This is a genomic window from Pontimicrobium sp. SW4, assembly GCF_039954625.1.
Classification (GTDB): domain Bacteria; phylum Bacteroidota; class Bacteroidia; order Flavobacteriales; family Flavobacteriaceae; genus Pontimicrobium.
The window spans coordinates 1765165-1781072 of sequence record NZ_CP157199.1 but is presented as its reverse complement, the minus strand read 5'-3'; the positions used below and the strand labels follow the sequence as shown (position 1 = coordinate 1781072).

At 33.4% G+C, this 15908-nt stretch carries 14 protein-coding genes; 10 read left to right on the top strand and 4 right to left on the bottom strand.

Annotated features, from left to right (window positions below; genetic code table 11):
* The first annotated feature begins 19 nt into the window (after window positions 1-19).
* Window positions 20-973, top strand: a complete 954-nt coding sequence (locus ABGB03_RS08350) for a PhoH family protein (RefSeq protein WP_347921800.1) — start codon at window positions 20-22, stop codon at window positions 971-973.
* Window positions 974-1051: 78 nt separating this feature from the next.
* Window positions 1052-1999, top strand: coding sequence for a phosphoribosylaminoimidazolesuccinocarboxamide synthase (locus tag ABGB03_RS08345; protein WP_347921798.1), 948 nt, complete (start codon window positions 1052-1054; stop codon window positions 1997-1999).
* Window positions 2000-2003: 4 nt separating this feature from the next.
* Here the strand turns inward: ABGB03_RS08345 and ABGB03_RS08340 are convergent, their stop codons facing one another.
* On the bottom strand, window positions 2004-4835 hold the full coding sequence (locus ABGB03_RS08340; protein ID WP_347921796.1) for an ATP-binding protein: 2832 nt from the start codon (window positions 4833-4835) through the stop codon (window positions 2004-2006).
* 212 nt (window positions 4836-5047) lie between these two features.
* On the opposite strand from ABGB03_RS08340, the gene ABGB03_RS08335 reads away from it, so the two are divergent.
* A complete protein-coding gene (locus ABGB03_RS08335; RefSeq protein ID WP_347921794.1) occupies window positions 5048-5455 on the top strand; it encodes a hypothetical protein in 408 nt (135 codons plus the stop codon).
* 319 nt (window positions 5456-5774) lie between these two features.
* Here ABGB03_RS08335 and ABGB03_RS08330 read toward each other — a convergent pair whose 3' ends face one another.
* On the bottom strand, window positions 5775-6143 hold the full coding sequence (locus ABGB03_RS08330; protein WP_347921793.1) for an RNA methyltransferase: 369 nt from the start codon (window positions 6141-6143) through the stop codon (window positions 5775-5777).
* A gap of 151 nt (window positions 6144-6294) precedes the next feature.
* Between ABGB03_RS08330 and ABGB03_RS08325 the strand changes: the two genes are divergently transcribed.
* Window positions 6295-7677, top strand: a complete 1383-nt coding sequence (locus ABGB03_RS08325; RefSeq protein WP_347921791.1) for an alanine/glycine:cation symporter family protein — start codon at window positions 6295-6297, stop codon at window positions 7675-7677.
* A gap of 15 nt (window positions 7678-7692) precedes the next feature.
* Window positions 7693-8622 carry a hypothetical protein gene (locus ABGB03_RS08320; protein ID WP_347921789.1) on the top strand — a complete coding sequence of 310 codons (930 nt, stop codon included), beginning with the start codon at window positions 7693-7695 and terminating at the stop codon, window positions 8620-8622.
* On the opposite strand, the gene ABGB03_RS08315 is transcribed toward ABGB03_RS08320, so the two are convergent.
* A complete protein-coding gene (locus ABGB03_RS08315) occupies window positions 8619-9038 on the bottom strand; it encodes an Lrp/AsnC family transcriptional regulator (protein WP_347921787.1) in 420 nt (139 codons plus the stop codon). The two genes, ABGB03_RS08320 and ABGB03_RS08315, sit on opposite strands and share 4 nt — an antisense overlap.
* Window positions 9039-9166: 128 nt before the next feature.
* On the opposite strand from ABGB03_RS08315, the gene ABGB03_RS08310 reads away from it, so the two are divergent.
* The 3 genes from ABGB03_RS08310 to ABGB03_RS08300 all read left to right on the top strand — a co-directional run bounded on the left by ABGB03_RS08310 (window position 9167) and on the right by ABGB03_RS08300 (window position 12531).
* Window positions 9167-9889 carry a sulfite exporter TauE/SafE family protein gene (locus ABGB03_RS08310; RefSeq protein WP_347921785.1) on the top strand — a complete coding sequence of 241 codons (723 nt, stop codon included), beginning with the start codon at window positions 9167-9169 and terminating at the stop codon, window positions 9887-9889.
* Window positions 9890-10055: 166 nt separating this feature from the next.
* Window positions 10056-11984 carry an acetate--CoA ligase gene (gene acs, locus ABGB03_RS08305; RefSeq protein ID WP_347921784.1) on the top strand — a complete coding sequence of 643 codons (1929 nt, stop codon included), beginning with the start codon at window positions 10056-10058 and terminating at the stop codon, window positions 11982-11984.
* A 262-nt stretch (window positions 11985-12246) separates the two neighbouring features.
* On the top strand, window positions 12247-12531 hold the full coding sequence (locus ABGB03_RS08300) for a DUF2188 domain-containing protein (protein WP_347921782.1): 285 nt from the start codon (window positions 12247-12249) through the stop codon (window positions 12529-12531).
* Between the two features lie 70 nt (window positions 12532-12601).
* On the opposite strand, the gene ABGB03_RS08295 is transcribed toward ABGB03_RS08300, so the two are convergent.
* Complete coding sequence (locus ABGB03_RS08295) at window positions 12602-13306, bottom strand: hypothetical protein (RefSeq protein ID WP_347921780.1); 705 nt, start codon at window positions 13304-13306, stop codon at window positions 12602-12604.
* Between the two features lie 178 nt (window positions 13307-13484).
* Between ABGB03_RS08295 and ABGB03_RS08290 the strand changes: the two genes are divergently transcribed.
* Both ABGB03_RS08290 and mscL read left to right on the top strand, forming a co-directional pair.
* Window positions 13485-15257: an ABC transporter ATP-binding protein gene (locus ABGB03_RS08290; RefSeq protein WP_347921778.1), complete on the top strand. Its 1773-nt coding sequence runs from the start codon at window positions 13485-13487 to the stop codon at window positions 15255-15257.
* Between the two features lie 10 nt (window positions 15258-15267).
* A complete protein-coding gene (mscL, locus tag ABGB03_RS08285; protein ID WP_347921777.1) occupies window positions 15268-15714 on the top strand; it encodes a large conductance mechanosensitive channel protein MscL in 447 nt (148 codons plus the stop codon).
* Window positions 15715-15908: the final 194 nt, after the last annotated feature.

Below are 15908 nucleotides of genomic sequence, written 5' to 3'. Positions count from 1 at the left end.
CTTATAAAATTTTCAGCATTTGAATGAACTAATTATCGAGCTTGAAGAGATAAGCCCAAAAGAGTTTTTTGGTGCCCAAAACGCCAACATTGAACTTCTAAAAAAATACTTCCCAAAATTAAAAATTGTTGCACGAGGAAATAAACTTAAAGCTTTTGGTGATGAAGAATTACTAGAGGAATTTGATAGACGATTGACTATGCTTATGACCCACTTTGGAAAATATAACAAGCTAGACGAAAACGTTATTGAGCGTGTACTTACAAGTCTTTCAAGTGACGATTATGCGACAACCGAAGCTAGTGGCGAGGTGTTGGTGCATGGTGTAGGAGGAAAACTTATTAAAGCGCAAACTGCTAATCAACGTAAATTAGTTGAGAGCATGCGTAAAAATGATATGGTGTTTGCTATTGGTCCAGCTGGAACAGGAAAAACCTATACAGGAGTAGCTTTAGCAGTAAAAGCATTGAAGAATAAAGAAGTCAAGCGTATTATTTTAACACGTCCAGCAGTTGAAGCTGGTGAAAACTTAGGATTTCTTCCAGGTGATTTAAAAGAAAAGTTAGACCCTTACATGCAACCTTTATATGATGCTTTAAGAGACATGATTCCTCATGAAAAGTTAGAGGGTTATATAGAAAAAGGGATTATTCAAATTGCACCTTTAGCGTTTATGCGTGGTCGTACGCTTGATAATGCCTTCGTGATTTTAGATGAAGGTCAAAACACCACACATGCGCAAATGAAAATGTTTTTAACCAGAATGGGAAAAAACGCTAAGTTTTTACTAACTGGTGATCCTGGTCAAATAGACTTACCAAGACGTACCATTTCTGGATTAAAGGAAGCTTTACTAATTTTAAAAGATGTTGAAGGTGTTGGTATTATTTTCTTGGATGATAAAGATGTAATTCGTCATAAATTGGTTAAAAAAGTTATTGCAGCATACAAAAATATTGAAAATAGAGAATAGAATTAGTTGGCAGTAGCAGTCAACAATAAAATTAGTTGTCACACTGAGCGTAGTCGAAGTGTCTTTTAAATTGTAAAAATGAACAACACCATCACAGATACCAATTTTAATTTTCCAAACCAGAAAAGTGTTTATAAAGGAAAAGTTCGCGAAGTTTATAACATTAATGATAATTTGTTAGTCATGATAGCTACTGATAGATTATCTGCTTTTGATGTGGTGATGCCTAAAGGAATTCCTTATAAAGGACAGATACTAAATCAGATTGCTACAAAAATGATGAAGGCTACAGAAGATTTAGTTCCAAATTGGTTATTAGCAACTCCTGATCCTAATGTCGCTGTCGGATATTTATGTGAGACTTTTAAAGTAGAAATGGTCATTCGGGGTTATATGTCTGGTCATGCTGCTCGAGAATATAAAGCTGGAAAGCGATTGCTTTGTGGTATGCCAATGCCAGAAGGCATGAAAGAAAATGATAAGTTTCCTGAGCCAATTATTACCCCTGCAACTAAAGCAGAAATGGGAGATCATGATGAAGATATCTCTAGAGAAGATATTTTGGCAAGAGGCATCGTTTCAGAAGCAGATTATGTAGTGCTTGAAGATTATACGCGAAAATTATTTCAACGAGGTTCAGAAATAGCAGCATCAAGAGGTTTAATTTTGGTAGACACTAAATACGAATTTGGTAAAACCAAAGAGGGCAAAATTGTGTTGATTGATGAAATCCACACACCAGATTCGTCACGCTATTTTTATGCAGATGGTTACCAAGAACGTCAAGATAGAGGAGAAGCGCAAAAGCAACTCTCTAAAGAGTTTGTGCGTCAGTGGTTAATCGCTAATAACTTTCAAGGACTCGAAGGACAAACGGTTCCAGAAATGAGTGATGCTTATGTAGACACCGTATCAGAACGTTACATTGAACTTTATGAAAATATTACTGGTGATGTTTTTAAAAAAGCGGATGTGTCCAATATTCAGGAGCGTATTGAAAAGAATGTTTTGGAATACCTAAGTTAGCACCTTATATTTTACTAGGTAATTTTCCGAACTTTTCCTTAAAGCTTTTAGTAAAGTATGATAAGTTAGAATATCCCACAGAATAGGCCACTTCTGAGACAGTTCCAGTTTTTAATGTTAACATTCTATGGGCTTCATTTAGTCGTATTTCAGTTATAAGTTGATTCGCTGATTTGTCAGATAATGCTTTTAGTTTTCGGTGTAATTGGGATCTACTAAAACCAACTTGTTTAGCAATATCTTCAACGCCAAAATGTTCATTATCTAAATTGTTTTTAATTGTTTTAAAAACGTCTTGTAAAAATTTATCATCTATGGATGATACATCAATATCATCCACTAAGAGCATATCTAAGGCCTTGAAGTGTTCCCACAGCTTTTTGCGAGATGCTATAAGGTTTTTCATTCTTAACAATAACTCTTTATCATCAAAAGGTTTGGTTAAGTAAGCATCTGCACCCTGTGTAAGGCCTTCCATTTTATGTTCATGTCCTGCTTTGGCTGTAAGTAAGATGATAGGTATGTGACTAGTTTTTGGATTTGCTTTTAATGAATTACAAAGCATATAACCATCCATTTTTGGCATCATAATATCGCTAACTATAATATCTGGTATGTGCTCAAATGCCATGCGTTCACCTTGCATGCCATCTTTAGCTGTTAAAATAATATAATGTTGCTTTAAAATGTCCGAAATAAAATATTGCAGATCTTGATTATCTTCCACAATAAGAGCAACTGGTAATTCTTTTGCATTTGTGGTAAGTGAATTGGTTTCTAAAAAAATATCTTCACTTGTGTTTAACTTTTTAGGTTTGGTTTTTGTTGTTTCTGTAAACGAAATTGCACGAGGCAAATTATCTAATGAGATAGGTAATCTAACTTTAAAAGTTGTTCCTTTATGTTTAACACTATCCACACTAATTTTTCCATTATGCAAATCAACCAATTCTTTGGTTAAGGCCAAACCAATACCTGACCCTTTTTCTTCACTACTTTCAACGCGGTAAAACCGTTCAAAAATACGTTTAACCTCATCTTTACTCATGCCTTTGCCAGTATCGGATATTTCTAAATTTATATAATGTAGGTCATTAACTATAGTCACGGTAATGGTACCTGTATTTGAGTTATACTTAAAAGCGTTTGATAAAATATTAGTAACAATTTTCTCTAATTTGTCTTTATCATAAAAGGCAAAATCAATTTCTTCAGGAAAGCTTGTGTTAAGACTGATGTTATTTCTTTCGGCCATACTTTCAAAAGAAAAGATAATTGACCTTAAAAATTGAATTAAGCCACCCTGTTTTAATGATAGATGCACTTTACCGCTTTCTAATTTTGATAAATCTAAAAGCTGGTCAACTAAGTTTTGTAATCTGGAAGTGTTATTTTTTACAATTTCATAAGATTTTTTGTCTAACACGACAACGTCAGTACCGTTAGAGCTGCTATTGAAGGCTTTTATTATCGGGCCCGAAATTAAAGCTAAGGGTGTTCTAAACTCATGGCTAATATTTGCAAAGAAACGTGTTTTTACCTCGTCTAAATCTTTTATACGCAGCATTTCTGAATAAGCTTCTTGTGCCAATTGCTTTTCATTTTGTGTTTTTTTTGCAAGTTGCTGTTGTCTAAATGCAATTCCAAATGAATAGATAACTATTTGTAAAAACATTCCAGTCGCATAAGGATCAGCGAAATTTTTTATGGGTGAAATAATTCCTAATGACCAAAATGTACCTGCTATTAAAAACAATGAGAAAATTATTGATCCAAAACCAAAATATTTTGCAAATAGATCACTTTTTAAAAGTAGTAATACTGAAATAATTAAACTTAAAAATGAATAAACACATAAAACTATAAAATGAATACCAATATTTAAAAATATAGGTTGTGTATCAAATACAGAAACAAAAATCACAGTGATTAATATTTCTGCTATTAAAAAATAAGACAAACTCAATATTATTTTATCTAGTTTAGGAAATTTATGCTTTGAATTAATAAATGAACGACCAAAAAACCACCATGAGTAAAACACACCATTTGAAATGATGATCTGCAACGGAAAGCGCATTGTAGTAATTGAACCTATAAAGAAACCGATAGTCATTGCTTGTGTGATTACACAGAATAGTAACCAAATTGAAAACCACAGAAAAACACTTTCTTTTAAATAAAAATATTGTAATAAATGATATAGAAAAATAATAAATGTGACTCCAAACAAAAAAAGATTAAAACTATTATTAAACTGATATATCTGATGATAATGGGGCTGTTTAGGACTTCTAGCTGTCAAATTAAAATAAGGAGGATATCCAAGTTGGTTACCTCTTACTTTTATAATAATTGTAATTAATGATTTTGGAGGTAATTCTTCCAAACTCACCTGATTTAAGATCCAATGATTTTTAACGTCGCGGTCTTTTTTAGTATATTCTACTCCAGTTTTTTTATGAAACAATGGTTGGTTGTTCGTAAACGCAAATACATCTACTTTACCATTGCTTTTAGTCCATGCTGGAGGTCCAATAAATTTGTCTTCAAAATGTAATGTCCAATCTTTTAAAGAATCAAGAGTAATAACTCTAAATTTTCCCCAATAGGTGGAGGTAATATTTAAGTGCTTTCCAAACTCATTTCTTTTTTTAAATGAAAGTGTAGAATCCATTAATACATCTTCTACGCTTAATTCTTCATTAGGATCCTCAATAATGTTTAAAGAGGTCATTAAATCATGAACAGGATATGTTGTATCTATGTTATAAACTTCTTGTCCATAACCAATCAAACAATACAAAAGCATAAAAAAAGACACAATGTATTTCATAGAACTTCTTTTCGTTTCTCAAAAGTCATTATTCATTGTCGAAAGGCATAACACTTATGTCGCAAATAGTAGCATATATGTTTCAAAGTACTAAAAATCCATGAATAACGCAACAAATGTGATATAAGTTACAACAGGAGTTATAGTAATTAAAACTGTATGTAAGTATCTTTGTTACAAATAGTTATAAATGTAATTTAAACCTATAAATCATGAAAACAAATTCAATTCATTCTAAATTCATTGTTAGCCTATTGGCTATAGTATTGATGTCTAACTGTAGTAGTGATGACGATAATAACGTTGCGCAGGAACAATGGAGAATAGAAATCGAACAAGCAAAAACGGCAACAGCAAATTATACAGATATTACTTTTGCAACTAACGAAGGTAGAATAGATGTGTCTGGTTATGTACCTAATATGGGGCATCATTATTTAAATCCTGCATTAGCTGATGGCACTTTTGAGCTAACACAACCAGAATTTATCCTATATGCTCCAGACGTTAACGGAGACATGCAAATGATAGCCATTGAGTATGGTATAGTTCCTGAAGATACTGAAAGCCCAGGCAATCCGCCAGAAGGATTTACTGGCAGTAAAGACGTATGGTATTAAAATGAAATGATTGGTATGTGGACTTTACATGTTTGGACTATTCTAGAAAACCCTAATGGTATTTTTAGTCCAATGAATCCAGCTATTGGAGATTGATATTAGTTTACTTGAGTTAGTACTATTTAAATGGGACAGTTATACTAAATATAATAGTCTCATTTAAATTTTTATTTACTGTCCTATTCGGAAGCAATATGTTTAAAACTTTGGAGTAATTAAAATAAACGTATTTAATTATTAAGACTCCATTAGTTCTATGAAATCCTAAGCCAAAAGTTATTTGACAGAGATAATAATCTCGAGTTACTTTCTGAATTTATTACTTTTTCTTTTTAGGCTTACTAGCTTTAGCTAAAGGGTTAAAAGTCAAACACAAATCTATATAATGTGATAAATCGTCTTCATTATCAAATCCACCAGGTGTTACAAAAATATAACCACGCATGGGTCGTCCTGTAAAATCCATTGGTAAACAATGTGGCTTATCTATTTCATTCTCATAGGCATCTTCACCAATACGCGCCATAAGTAAACTATCACCATATTTTTTATCGATATGGATACCACAAAACATTTTATTATCGACTTTAAAGAGCAACCCTCCCATCATTTTCATTTCTAAAAAGGGAATCCTTTTCTCTTTAAATTGTCTTCTTATTCTATCTGCTAGGTACTCGTCGTAAGCCATAAATTAATTGTAGTGTTGAGCTTGTAACGAAATTAGTTCTTAAAATTTTTAAAATCAATGGAATACAATGCTAATTAGTAAGAAATTATTAACATCCTCTAAAGTTTCATGCATCTTTCTTACATTTATAACTTAAACTAACTAAATTTCTATGGAATTACTTAACGACCTAACTGCAGCTTTTTCTAGTGCAGTATGGGGATTACCTTTGTTAATACTACTTATTGGAGGTGGATTATATTTATTAATCCGCTCAAAATTTGCGCCATTTTTAATGCTTGGTCATGCTATTCAAGTATTGAGAGGTAAGTATGACGACCCAAACGACCCTGGACAAATAAGTCATTTTCAAGCTTTAACAACAGCGTTGTCTTCAACCATTGGTATGGGAAATGTTGCAGGCGTTGCTGTAGCTATTTCTATTGGTGGACCAGGAGCAGTGTTTTGGATGTGGATAAGTGCTGTGGTAGGGATGTCTACTAAGTTTTTCACATCAACATTGGCAATTATGTTTAGAGGAAAAGATAGTGCTGGAGAATTGCAAGGTGGTCCCATGTACTTCATAATGGAAGGCTTAGGCAAATCTTGGAAGCCATTAGCTATTATGTTTGCTTTTTGTTGTATGATTGGAGCACTACCTGTGTTTAATGTCAATCAGTTAACACAAGCCATTAATGATATTTTATTAGCACCTAATGGCGTTGAGGTTGGTTTTTCTTCAAATTTAATTATCGGATTAGTACTAGTTGGGATTACATCCATAGTGATTCTTGGTGGTTTAGGACGTATTAGTAAAACAGCAGCCAAAATGGTACCATCAATGGTATTACTATACTTTGTATCTGTATTAATAATTTTAGCTGTAAATATTGATGTAGTACCAAAGTATTTAAGTTTGATTTTTACAGATGCTTTTACTGCTAATTATTTTCCAAAAGACGACACGTTTTTAGGAGGTGTAATAGGTGCATTGATTTTACACGGAATAAAACGTGGTGCATTTTCGAATGAAGCAGGTTTAGGGACAGCACCTTTAGCTCATGGAGCAGCAAAAACAGATGAACCAGTTCGCGAAGGATTAGTTGCTATGTTAGGTCCAGCTATTGATACCTTAGTGGTTTGTACACTTACAGCTTTAGCTATTTTGGTTACTGGTGTTTGGGAAACGACGTCTAATAATGGAGTGAGTTTAACGGCCTCTGCTTTTGGAGAAGCAATGCCTGGATTTGGTAAATATTTATTGTTAATATGTATTGCAGTCTTTAGTATTTCGTCTTTATTTTCATATTCATATTATGGCACAAAATGTATGTCGTTCTTAATTGGAGCCAATAAAAAACATTATTACAATTATATATATATTGTTAGTATTATACTTGGAGCAACAACGTCTTTAAGCGCCATGATAAACCTTATTGATGGTGTGTTTGCACTTATGGCAATACCAACCATGTTATCTACAATAATATTAGCACCAAAAGTGGTCAAAGAGCTAAGAGCTTATAAACAGCGATTAAAAGAAAATAGAACATAAATAAAAGTTAGTTGTATGCGTATAGTTTTAAGTATCTTGTTTATATGTTGTTTCATTAAAGGAAATGCATTTCAGGTGGAACCAGCTTTACCAATCTTAAAAGATTATGATAAGGTTAGGGACTTTACCATGAATAATAACCAAACCGAAGCATATGTGTCAGCTCAAAGCAATCTTGAAGAGAAATCAGTTATTCTAAGAATTTCTAAAGAAAATGGAGTATGGAGTAGGGTAGATATAGCTTCCTTTTCTGGGAAGTATAGAGATTTAGAGCCTTTTTTAACCCCAGATAATTTAAAACTCTTTTTTGTGTCTAATAGACCTTTAAATCAAGAAGGGGAATTAAAAGATGTGGATATTTGGTATGTAGAAAGAACGTCAATAACAAGTGATTGGTCTGAGCCTAAAAATATTGGAGCTCCTGTTAATACAGAAGCCGATGAGTTTTACCCTAGTATAGCAAAAAATGGTAACCTCTATTTTACATCCGTTGGACATAATGCTATGGGTGAAGATGATATTTTTGTAAGTGAATATAAAAACGGTACATATACGACACCAGTGGCACTTAAAGGTGGTGTAAATACCAAAAGTTATGAATACAATTCGTTTATTTCTCCAAATGAAGATTACTTGATTTTTGGCGGCTACAATAGAAAAGATGGTTTAGGTAGTGGAGATTTATACATTAGCTTTAGAAACAATGATAATACTTGGACGCTAGCTAAAAATATGGGAGACAAAATTAATTCTAAGTATATGGATTTTTGTCCTTTCGTAACACAATCTGGTGAAGAAATGTATTTCACAAGTAGACGAAGCAATTTAGAGTCAACTAAGGGCGTCACTTCAGTAAAAAATCTATTAGAAGAATTTAATAGTTACGAAAATGGTTTCAGTCGTATTTACAAGACTAAATTTAGTCTACTAGAGTTTAAAAATTAATCTTTTCCTAACTCGGATAGAATTAAATGTGTTGTAGGATCTCCATAATTGATTAGCTTATCAATGAATTGTTGTAAATGCATTTGATTTTTGAGTACAACTTTCATATGTATATTGTGAGATCCAGTAACTCTATAGCTTTCTTTTATTTCTGAAAAACTATTAATGTCAGATATAAATATTTTTAGTTTTCCGCTAAATAATTTAAGCATAATAAATACTTCCATACCTAATCCAAGCTTACTATTATCTAGTTCAAGTTTATAACCTTTAATAATGCCTAAATCTTCTAATTTTTGAATTCTTTCTCTGACCGACGAAGCAGAAAGATGAATTTGTCTACCTATATCTGCAAATGAAACTCTAGCATTTTTATTCAATTCCTCAATTATTCTGTAATCTGTTTTATCTACCATCGATTTGTTTGTTTTGTTAATAAAAATAACTTTTTAAATTGGTTTTATGAGCTAAATCTAGTGAAATCAATTTCATATAAAATTGTCCGTGAATTATTTTTGAGCAATATCTATAACTAATAGTATTAATGGAATTACAAGTGTTGTTTATTATATGTCTAGGCGTTTTTTTAGGCTTTTTTATTCAAACTATTATTGGTTTTGCTGGAGCTTTAGTGGCTTTACCTATTTTATTGCTAGTTATAGGATTACCAGATGCAATAGCTTATATATCAATATTTTATTTGTGTTCGAGTATTTATCTTATTTCAAAGGAATGGGAGAATATTGATAGAAAAATTATTATTAGGCTCGCTATTGCTTCCATTTTTGGAATTGCTTTAGGAATTTGGGTGTTGTCTCATGGAAAACCTCTCTACCTTAAAAAGGGATTGGGAATATTTATTTTAATATATGTAGTTTATACTATGTATTCGAATATGAAAATATGTAACCAATCAAAATTTGAGTTTATCTTTGGTTTTTTTGGAGGCTTTTTTTCTGGATTGTTTTCAGTTGGAGGGCCATTGTATGTTATCATAGTTAAAAATACGGCGATAGATATAAAAACTTTTAGAGCAACAATGCTTGGCATTATTGGTTTTGTGACTTTGGTTAGAGTTCCAATTTTATGCTTAGAGGGAATTTTAAATTTTAATCATTTATATTATTCACTGTATATATTTCCTTTTTTCATACTTGCAGTATATCTAGGAAAAAGAATGTACTTAAAATTAAATGAGTCAATATTGCGAAAAGGAGTTATTTTATTATTACTGCTGTCAGGATTTGTTTTAACTTTTAAATCGTAATCATTTATGTTATTAACAAGAGATACTATAAGTTTAGTAGGTAATTTATTGTTGTCAGTAGAAAAAAAATAGTATTTACTAAGTAATTTGTTAATTTAGTTAGCTCATAAATTTCTAGTTTAAGTTTACTAATTTATTTTCAATTTATTTTCAAATTAAAATACCAATGAGTAATTACCACATAAAACATTTAGAAGAATATTATCAAGTTTATAGAAAGTCTGTACAAAATCCCGAAGTGTTTTGGGAAGAAATTGCTGAAGAGCATTTTGTATGGCGAAAAAAATGGGATAAGGTATTATCGTGGGATTTCACTAAGCCAGAAGTCAAATGGTTTGAAGGTGCTCAATTAAATATCACTGAGAACTGTATCGATAGACATTTGGCGACTAGAGGTGATAAAACAGCTATTTTATTTGAACCTAACAATCCAGACGAGCCAGCAGAACATATTACGTACAAGCAGTTATACGCACGAGTTAATAAATTCGCTAACGTTTTAAAAGCGCAAGGCATTAAAAAAGGCGATCGTGTGTGTATCTATGTGCCAATGATTCCTGAGTTGGCTATTTCAGTATTGGCATGTGCTAGAATAGGCGCTATTCACTCTGTGGTGTTTGCAGGGTTTTCTGCAACAGCCTTAGCAACCAGAATAAACGATTCCGATTGTAAAATGGTCATTACAAGTGATGGCTCGTACCGTGGTGCAAAAACGATTGACTTAAAAGGTATTGTCGATGATGCTTTAGAGAATTGCCCTTGTGTAGAAACAGTATTGGTAGCAAAGCGTATCAATTCAAATATTGCCATGAAAGAAGGACGGGACAAATGGCTACAACCATTATTAGACGAAGCCTCTCCCGAAGGGAAAGCTGAGGTAATGAATGCCGAAGACCCTTTATTTATTTTATATACATCTGGTTCAACAGGCATGCCAAAAGGAATGGTGCATACAACCGCTGGTTATATGGTATATACTGCCTTTTCGTTTAAAAATGCCTTTCAGTATAAAGAAAAAGATGTGTATTGGTGTACCGCAGATATTGGTTGGATTACAGGACACAGTTATATAGTGTATGGTCCATTAACTAACGGTGCGACCACAGTGATGTTTGAAGGCGTACCTAGTTACCCAGATTTCGGACGCTTTTGGCAAATAGTAGAAAAGCATAAAGTCAACCAGTTTTATACAGCTCCAACTGCTATTCGTGCATTGGCAAAACAAGGTTTAGAAGTCGTTGAAAAACACGATTTATCCTCTCTAAAAGTCTTAGGATCTGTAGGAGAACCAATAAACGAAGAAGCATGGCATTGGTACAACGATAATATTGGTAAAAAGAACTCGCCTATTATCGATTCTTGGTGGCAAACCGAAACAGGAGGTATTATGATTTGTCCAATTCCGTATGTAACACCAACAAAACCTACCTATGCCACCTTACCATTTCCAGGAATTCAGCCCTGTTTAATGGATGAAGCAGGTGAGGAGCTTAAAGGCAATCAAGTAAATGGTCGTTTGTGTATTAAATTTCCTTGGCCAAGTATGGCAAGAACCATTTGGGGAAATCACCAACGCTATAAGGACACCTATTTCTCAGCTTTTGAGAATAAATATTTTACTGGTGATGGTGCCTTACGTGACGAAGTAGGTTATTATCGTATTACTGGTCGTGTAGACGATGTTATTATCGTGTCAGGACATAATTTGGGGACGGCGCCAATTGAAGATGCAGTTAACGAACATCCAGCAGTGGCAGAATCTGCAATTGTTGGTTTTCCACATGATGTAAAAGGAAACGCCTTATATGGTTATGTGATATTAAAAGATACTGGAGAGTCTAGAAACCATGATAATGTTCGTAAAGAGATTAACCAAATTATTACAGAACATATTGGTCCAATTGCAAAGCTAGATAAAATTCAATTTACTCAAGGTTTACCAAAAACACGTTCTGGAAAAATTATGCGTCGTATTTTACGTAAAATAGCACATAATGATACGAGTAACTTAGGTGATACAAGTACACTATTAAACCCAGAAGTGGTAGAAAGTATTATTGAAGGCGCTAAAGATTTTAAAAATACGAATTGGTAACCTAATTGTCACTTCGAGTGATTTGCGAAGCTTTAGCAAATAGTATTGAGAAGGAGTGAAATTGAGTAGCAATTTAGTATCGAGAACCTTGTTTACATGCATCTCGATACAAAACCTCACAAGTTCGGTTTCACTCGATGTGACATCATAATAAACGTATTGTCACTTCGAGTGATTCACGAGTTTCGAGTGAATTGTATCGAGAAGTTTTCACAACCTATAACATCAAAAAATAGTATCTTAGGCACATAACTAATACTCTATGCCAAAAAGCAGCAACTCAAAAAATTGGATAAACATACTCATCGAGTTACTAGAAGCGTTTTTTAAAAGCTCAAGTGCTAGACCAAGAACATGGCACCAACACGTCGTGCCTTATGAGGACGATTGGGCGGTACGACGCGAAGGCAACAAACGCATTACCTCTAAACACCGAAAGCAAAGCACTGCCATACGAAAAGCCAAAACACTAGCCAAAAAACACAAAGCCGATGTCATTATACATCGAGCAGATGGTACGATACGTGATAGGATTAGTTTTGACTAAGTTCTTTGTCTAGAGCAATGAATTATACACGTTGTTAGCTACAGTAAACTCCATTCTTTAACTATTGTATTCATTCATTAGAATTAATATCTAATCCAGGTGGTGGTGGTATCGTTTCATTAAGACCAATTCCATAAAATTTAGTCGTTTCTCTAGGTGGTGGAGGAGGAACAACAAATCTAGGTCTTTGTACTTTTTCAGCCAAGTCTTCCATGCTACTTATTCTTTTTTCAATTTCACCAAGTGAATTAAGAATTAGTTTTGATTCAGGTGATATTTCTTTACTTTCACCTAAAGCAGCTGATTTAATACCTAAAAGAGAAACTAAAGAATTCACATCTTCAATTTCTTTTTTTGAAGTAGAAGTAATTATTTCATTAAGTTTTTTTATCTCCTTTTGAACTGAGTCTACTCTAAGAGTTCCGTCGTATTCAAAATCTCGAAAACCTTGAATGTCAAAAATTCTTTTGGTTTTTGAATCTTTTATAAGGACTACAGGTTTGTCGAAAGCTTGTCTTATTCCTAGTTCATAAAGTACATTCGGGTTTTGCGAACTTAAATCACAGATAACCATGTCAGATTCTATGATTCTTCTTATTACATCTATTGCTATGTAATTCGTTTTTTTGACATCATCAGCTCTTAAAGGTTCATAATTAGCTTGCTCGCAAGCTGGTTTAATAAGATGTTGATAAACTCTACTAAAATGCCCTTCAGGATAATCAATGCTATCACTAATTGGCATTATTACAAAACATGATTTCTTTTTACTCATATTATTATTCTATTGTAGCTAACACTTTGATATGAACTGTTGTAATTGTTTATATCAGTAGTAAAACGAAGATAGTTGTTTTACAACAAAAAATCAATACGTAGTTATACGTATATATGAACAATTGCAAATATGTCATGCAGCTTCGCTATGGCATATTAATTGCCACAATCAGTGCATGCAAGATTTGAAAAACCCACCAAAAAAAACAGACAAAAAGAAACCTAAAGTCACCATGAAACAAGCGTTTAAGACCATTATCTGGCCTAGACGTAACTTAGTGTTTATTGGTTTACTACTTATTGTAATTAAAAGCGTTTCTGGATTAATTTTGCCTTGGCAAAGTAAAGTGTTACTAGATGAAGTAGTGCCTAACAAAGATACAAGCCAGTTATATACATTAATCGCCATTGTGCTCACTGCTATTTTATTGCAAGCAGTGACGTCTTTTTTATTAACACGTATTTTAAGTGTACAAGCACAGTATTTAATTAGCGAGTTGCGTGCGCAAGTGCAAAAGAAGGTGTTATCACTACCTATTAGTTTTTTCGATAATACAAAGTCTGGAGCCTTAGTCTCTCGTATTATGAGCGATGTAGAGGGTGTACGAAATTTAATTGGTACAGGATTGGTACAATTAGTTGGAGGAAGTATTACAGCCATTTTTTCGTTAATACTATTAATTAATTTAAATCCATGGATGACCTTGTTTGTATTTGTGCCCATATCTATATTTGGCATTATAGCCCTAAAAGCGTTTAAATATATTCGTCCAATTTTTAGAACACGAGGTAAAATTAATGCAGAGGTTAAAGGACGTTTAACTGAGACACTCGCAGGTGTACGTGTTATTAAAGCATTTAACTCGGAAGCACAAGAAAATGAGGTATTTGAAAAAGGTGTGGATAGATTGTATCAGAATGTAAAAAAGAGTCTAACAGCCACCGCTTTTATGACGAGTTCCTCTACCTTTTTAATTGGTGTAGCCACTACAGGCATTATGGGAATGGGTGGTTATTATATGATTGAAGGTACTATGACTACAGGTGATTTCTTGTTCTTTACATTATTACTAGGGTTTATGATTGCGCCCATTGTACAAATGAGTAATATTGGTAGCCAACTAACTGAAGCTCTTGCAGGATTAGACAGAACGGAAGAATTAATGAATATGGCTTCGGAAGAAGATGATCTAGATAGAACCATTGAATTAGAACAACTGGATGGCGATATTGTGTTTGATGATGTGTCGTTTTCGTATGAAGAAGGCAAAGAAGTATTACACAACATTAACTTTAAAGCACCATCAGGTTCCGTGACAGCCTTGGTAGGAAGTTCAGGTTCAGGAAAGTCAACGATTGCTGGATTGTCGGCAACGTTTTTAAATCCAAATTCTGGAACCATTACTATAGACAATCAAGATTTATCTAAAGTCAAATTAAAAAGTTACAGACAGCATTTAGGTGTGGTGCTTCAAGACGAATTTTTATTTGAAGGTACTATTAAAGAAAACATCATGTTTCCAAGACCTAATGCGACTGAAGACGAATTACAAAATGCCGTAAAAGCAGCCTATGTCAATGAATTCACGGATCGTTTTGATGATGGCTTGGAAACCTTGATAGGCGAGAGAGGTGTGAAATTATCTGGAGGTCAACGTCAACGTATTGCTATTGCTAGAGCGATTTTGGCAGATCCTAAAGTGATTATTTTGGATGAAGCAACCTCTAACCTCGATACCGAAAGTGAAGGCATGATACAAAAAAGCCTATCGGAACTAACTAAAGACAGAACCACGATAGTGATTGCTCACAGATTAAGTACCATTAAGCGTGCAGACCAAATTTTAGTTATTGAATCTGGAGAAATTGCCGAACGTGGAACGCATGATGAATTGATTGCTACAGAAGGCAGATATTTCGATCTTTATACCTATCAATCTAAGATATAATACTGTAACTATGAAATTTGTAAGAGAATTTAAAGAGTTTGCTGTAAAAGGCAATATGATGGACATGGCCATTGGTATCATTATAGGAGCGTCCTTCAATAAAGTGATAGATGTGTTGGTTAAAAAAGTCATTATGCCACCATTGTCATTATTAACCAATAGTTTTGATTTTCAAGAGCAAAAAATCATTCTACGTGATGTTATTACTGATGCTGAAGGCATTATAACAACCACTGAAGTTGCTATTGAATACGGAACCTTATTTGGGGTGTTTTTAGATTTCATTATTGTTGGTATTACGGTGTTCATTGTAGTGAAAGCTATGAACCGTTTGCGTAAAAAAGCACAAGACACAAAAGATACAACCGTCGCTACACCAAAGGATATTGAGCTGTTGTCGAAACTCACAGATCTTATGGAAGAACAAAATACGCTCTTAAAAGAACGTACAAAATAAAAGGACAGACATCTCGATAGAATTTACTCGTCTCTCACAAATCACTCGATGTGACATTAAATTATGATTGCATTTACATTCAACACAATTTCTATTAAATACAAAACGCCTGTTAGTTTGAGTTGAGGCCTAAGCAAAGTATCGAGAACAATGCGTGACTACATCTCGATACAAAACCTCACAAGTTCGGTTTC

Excerpts from the sequence above, each read along its gene's own strand:
- ABGB03_RS08345 (WP_347921798.1), top strand. The coding sequence starts at position 1,052 with ATGAACAACACCATCACAGATACCAATTTTAATTTTCCAAACCAGAAA.
- ABGB03_RS08340 (WP_347921796.1), bottom strand. The coding sequence starts at position 4,835 with ATGAAATACATTGTGTCTTTTTTTATGCTTTTGTATTGTTTGATTGGT.
- ABGB03_RS08335 (WP_347921794.1), top strand. The coding sequence starts at position 5,048 with ATGAAAACAAATTCAATTCATTCTAAATTCATTGTTAGCCTATTGGCT.
- ABGB03_RS08330 (WP_347921793.1), bottom strand. The coding sequence starts at position 6,143 with ATGGCTTACGACGAGTACCTAGCAGATAGAATAAGAAGACAATTTAAA.
- ABGB03_RS08325 (WP_347921791.1), top strand. The coding sequence starts at position 6,295 with ATGGAATTACTTAACGACCTAACTGCAGCTTTTTCTAGTGCAGTATGG.
- ABGB03_RS08320 (WP_347921789.1), top strand. The coding sequence starts at position 7,693 with ATGCGTATAGTTTTAAGTATCTTGTTTATATGTTGTTTCATTAAAGGA.
- ABGB03_RS08315 (WP_347921787.1), bottom strand. The coding sequence starts at position 9,038 with ATGGTAGATAAAACAGATTACAGAATAATTGAGGAATTGAATAAAAAT.
- ABGB03_RS08310 (WP_347921785.1), top strand. The coding sequence starts at position 9,167 with ATGGAATTACAAGTGTTGTTTATTATATGTCTAGGCGTTTTTTTAGGC.
- acs (WP_347921784.1), top strand. The coding sequence starts at position 10,056 with ATGAGTAATTACCACATAAAACATTTAGAAGAATATTATCAAGTTTAT.
- ABGB03_RS08300 (WP_347921782.1), top strand. The coding sequence starts at position 12,247 with ATGCCAAAAAGCAGCAACTCAAAAAATTGGATAAACATACTCATCGAG.
- ABGB03_RS08295 (WP_347921780.1), bottom strand. The coding sequence starts at position 13,306 with ATGAGTAAAAAGAAATCATGTTTTGTAATAATGCCAATTAGTGATAGC.
- ABGB03_RS08290 (WP_347921778.1), top strand. The coding sequence starts at position 13,485 with ATGCAAGATTTGAAAAACCCACCAAAAAAAACAGACAAAAAGAAACCT.
- mscL (WP_347921777.1), top strand. The coding sequence starts at position 15,268 with ATGAAATTTGTAAGAGAATTTAAAGAGTTTGCTGTAAAAGGCAATATG.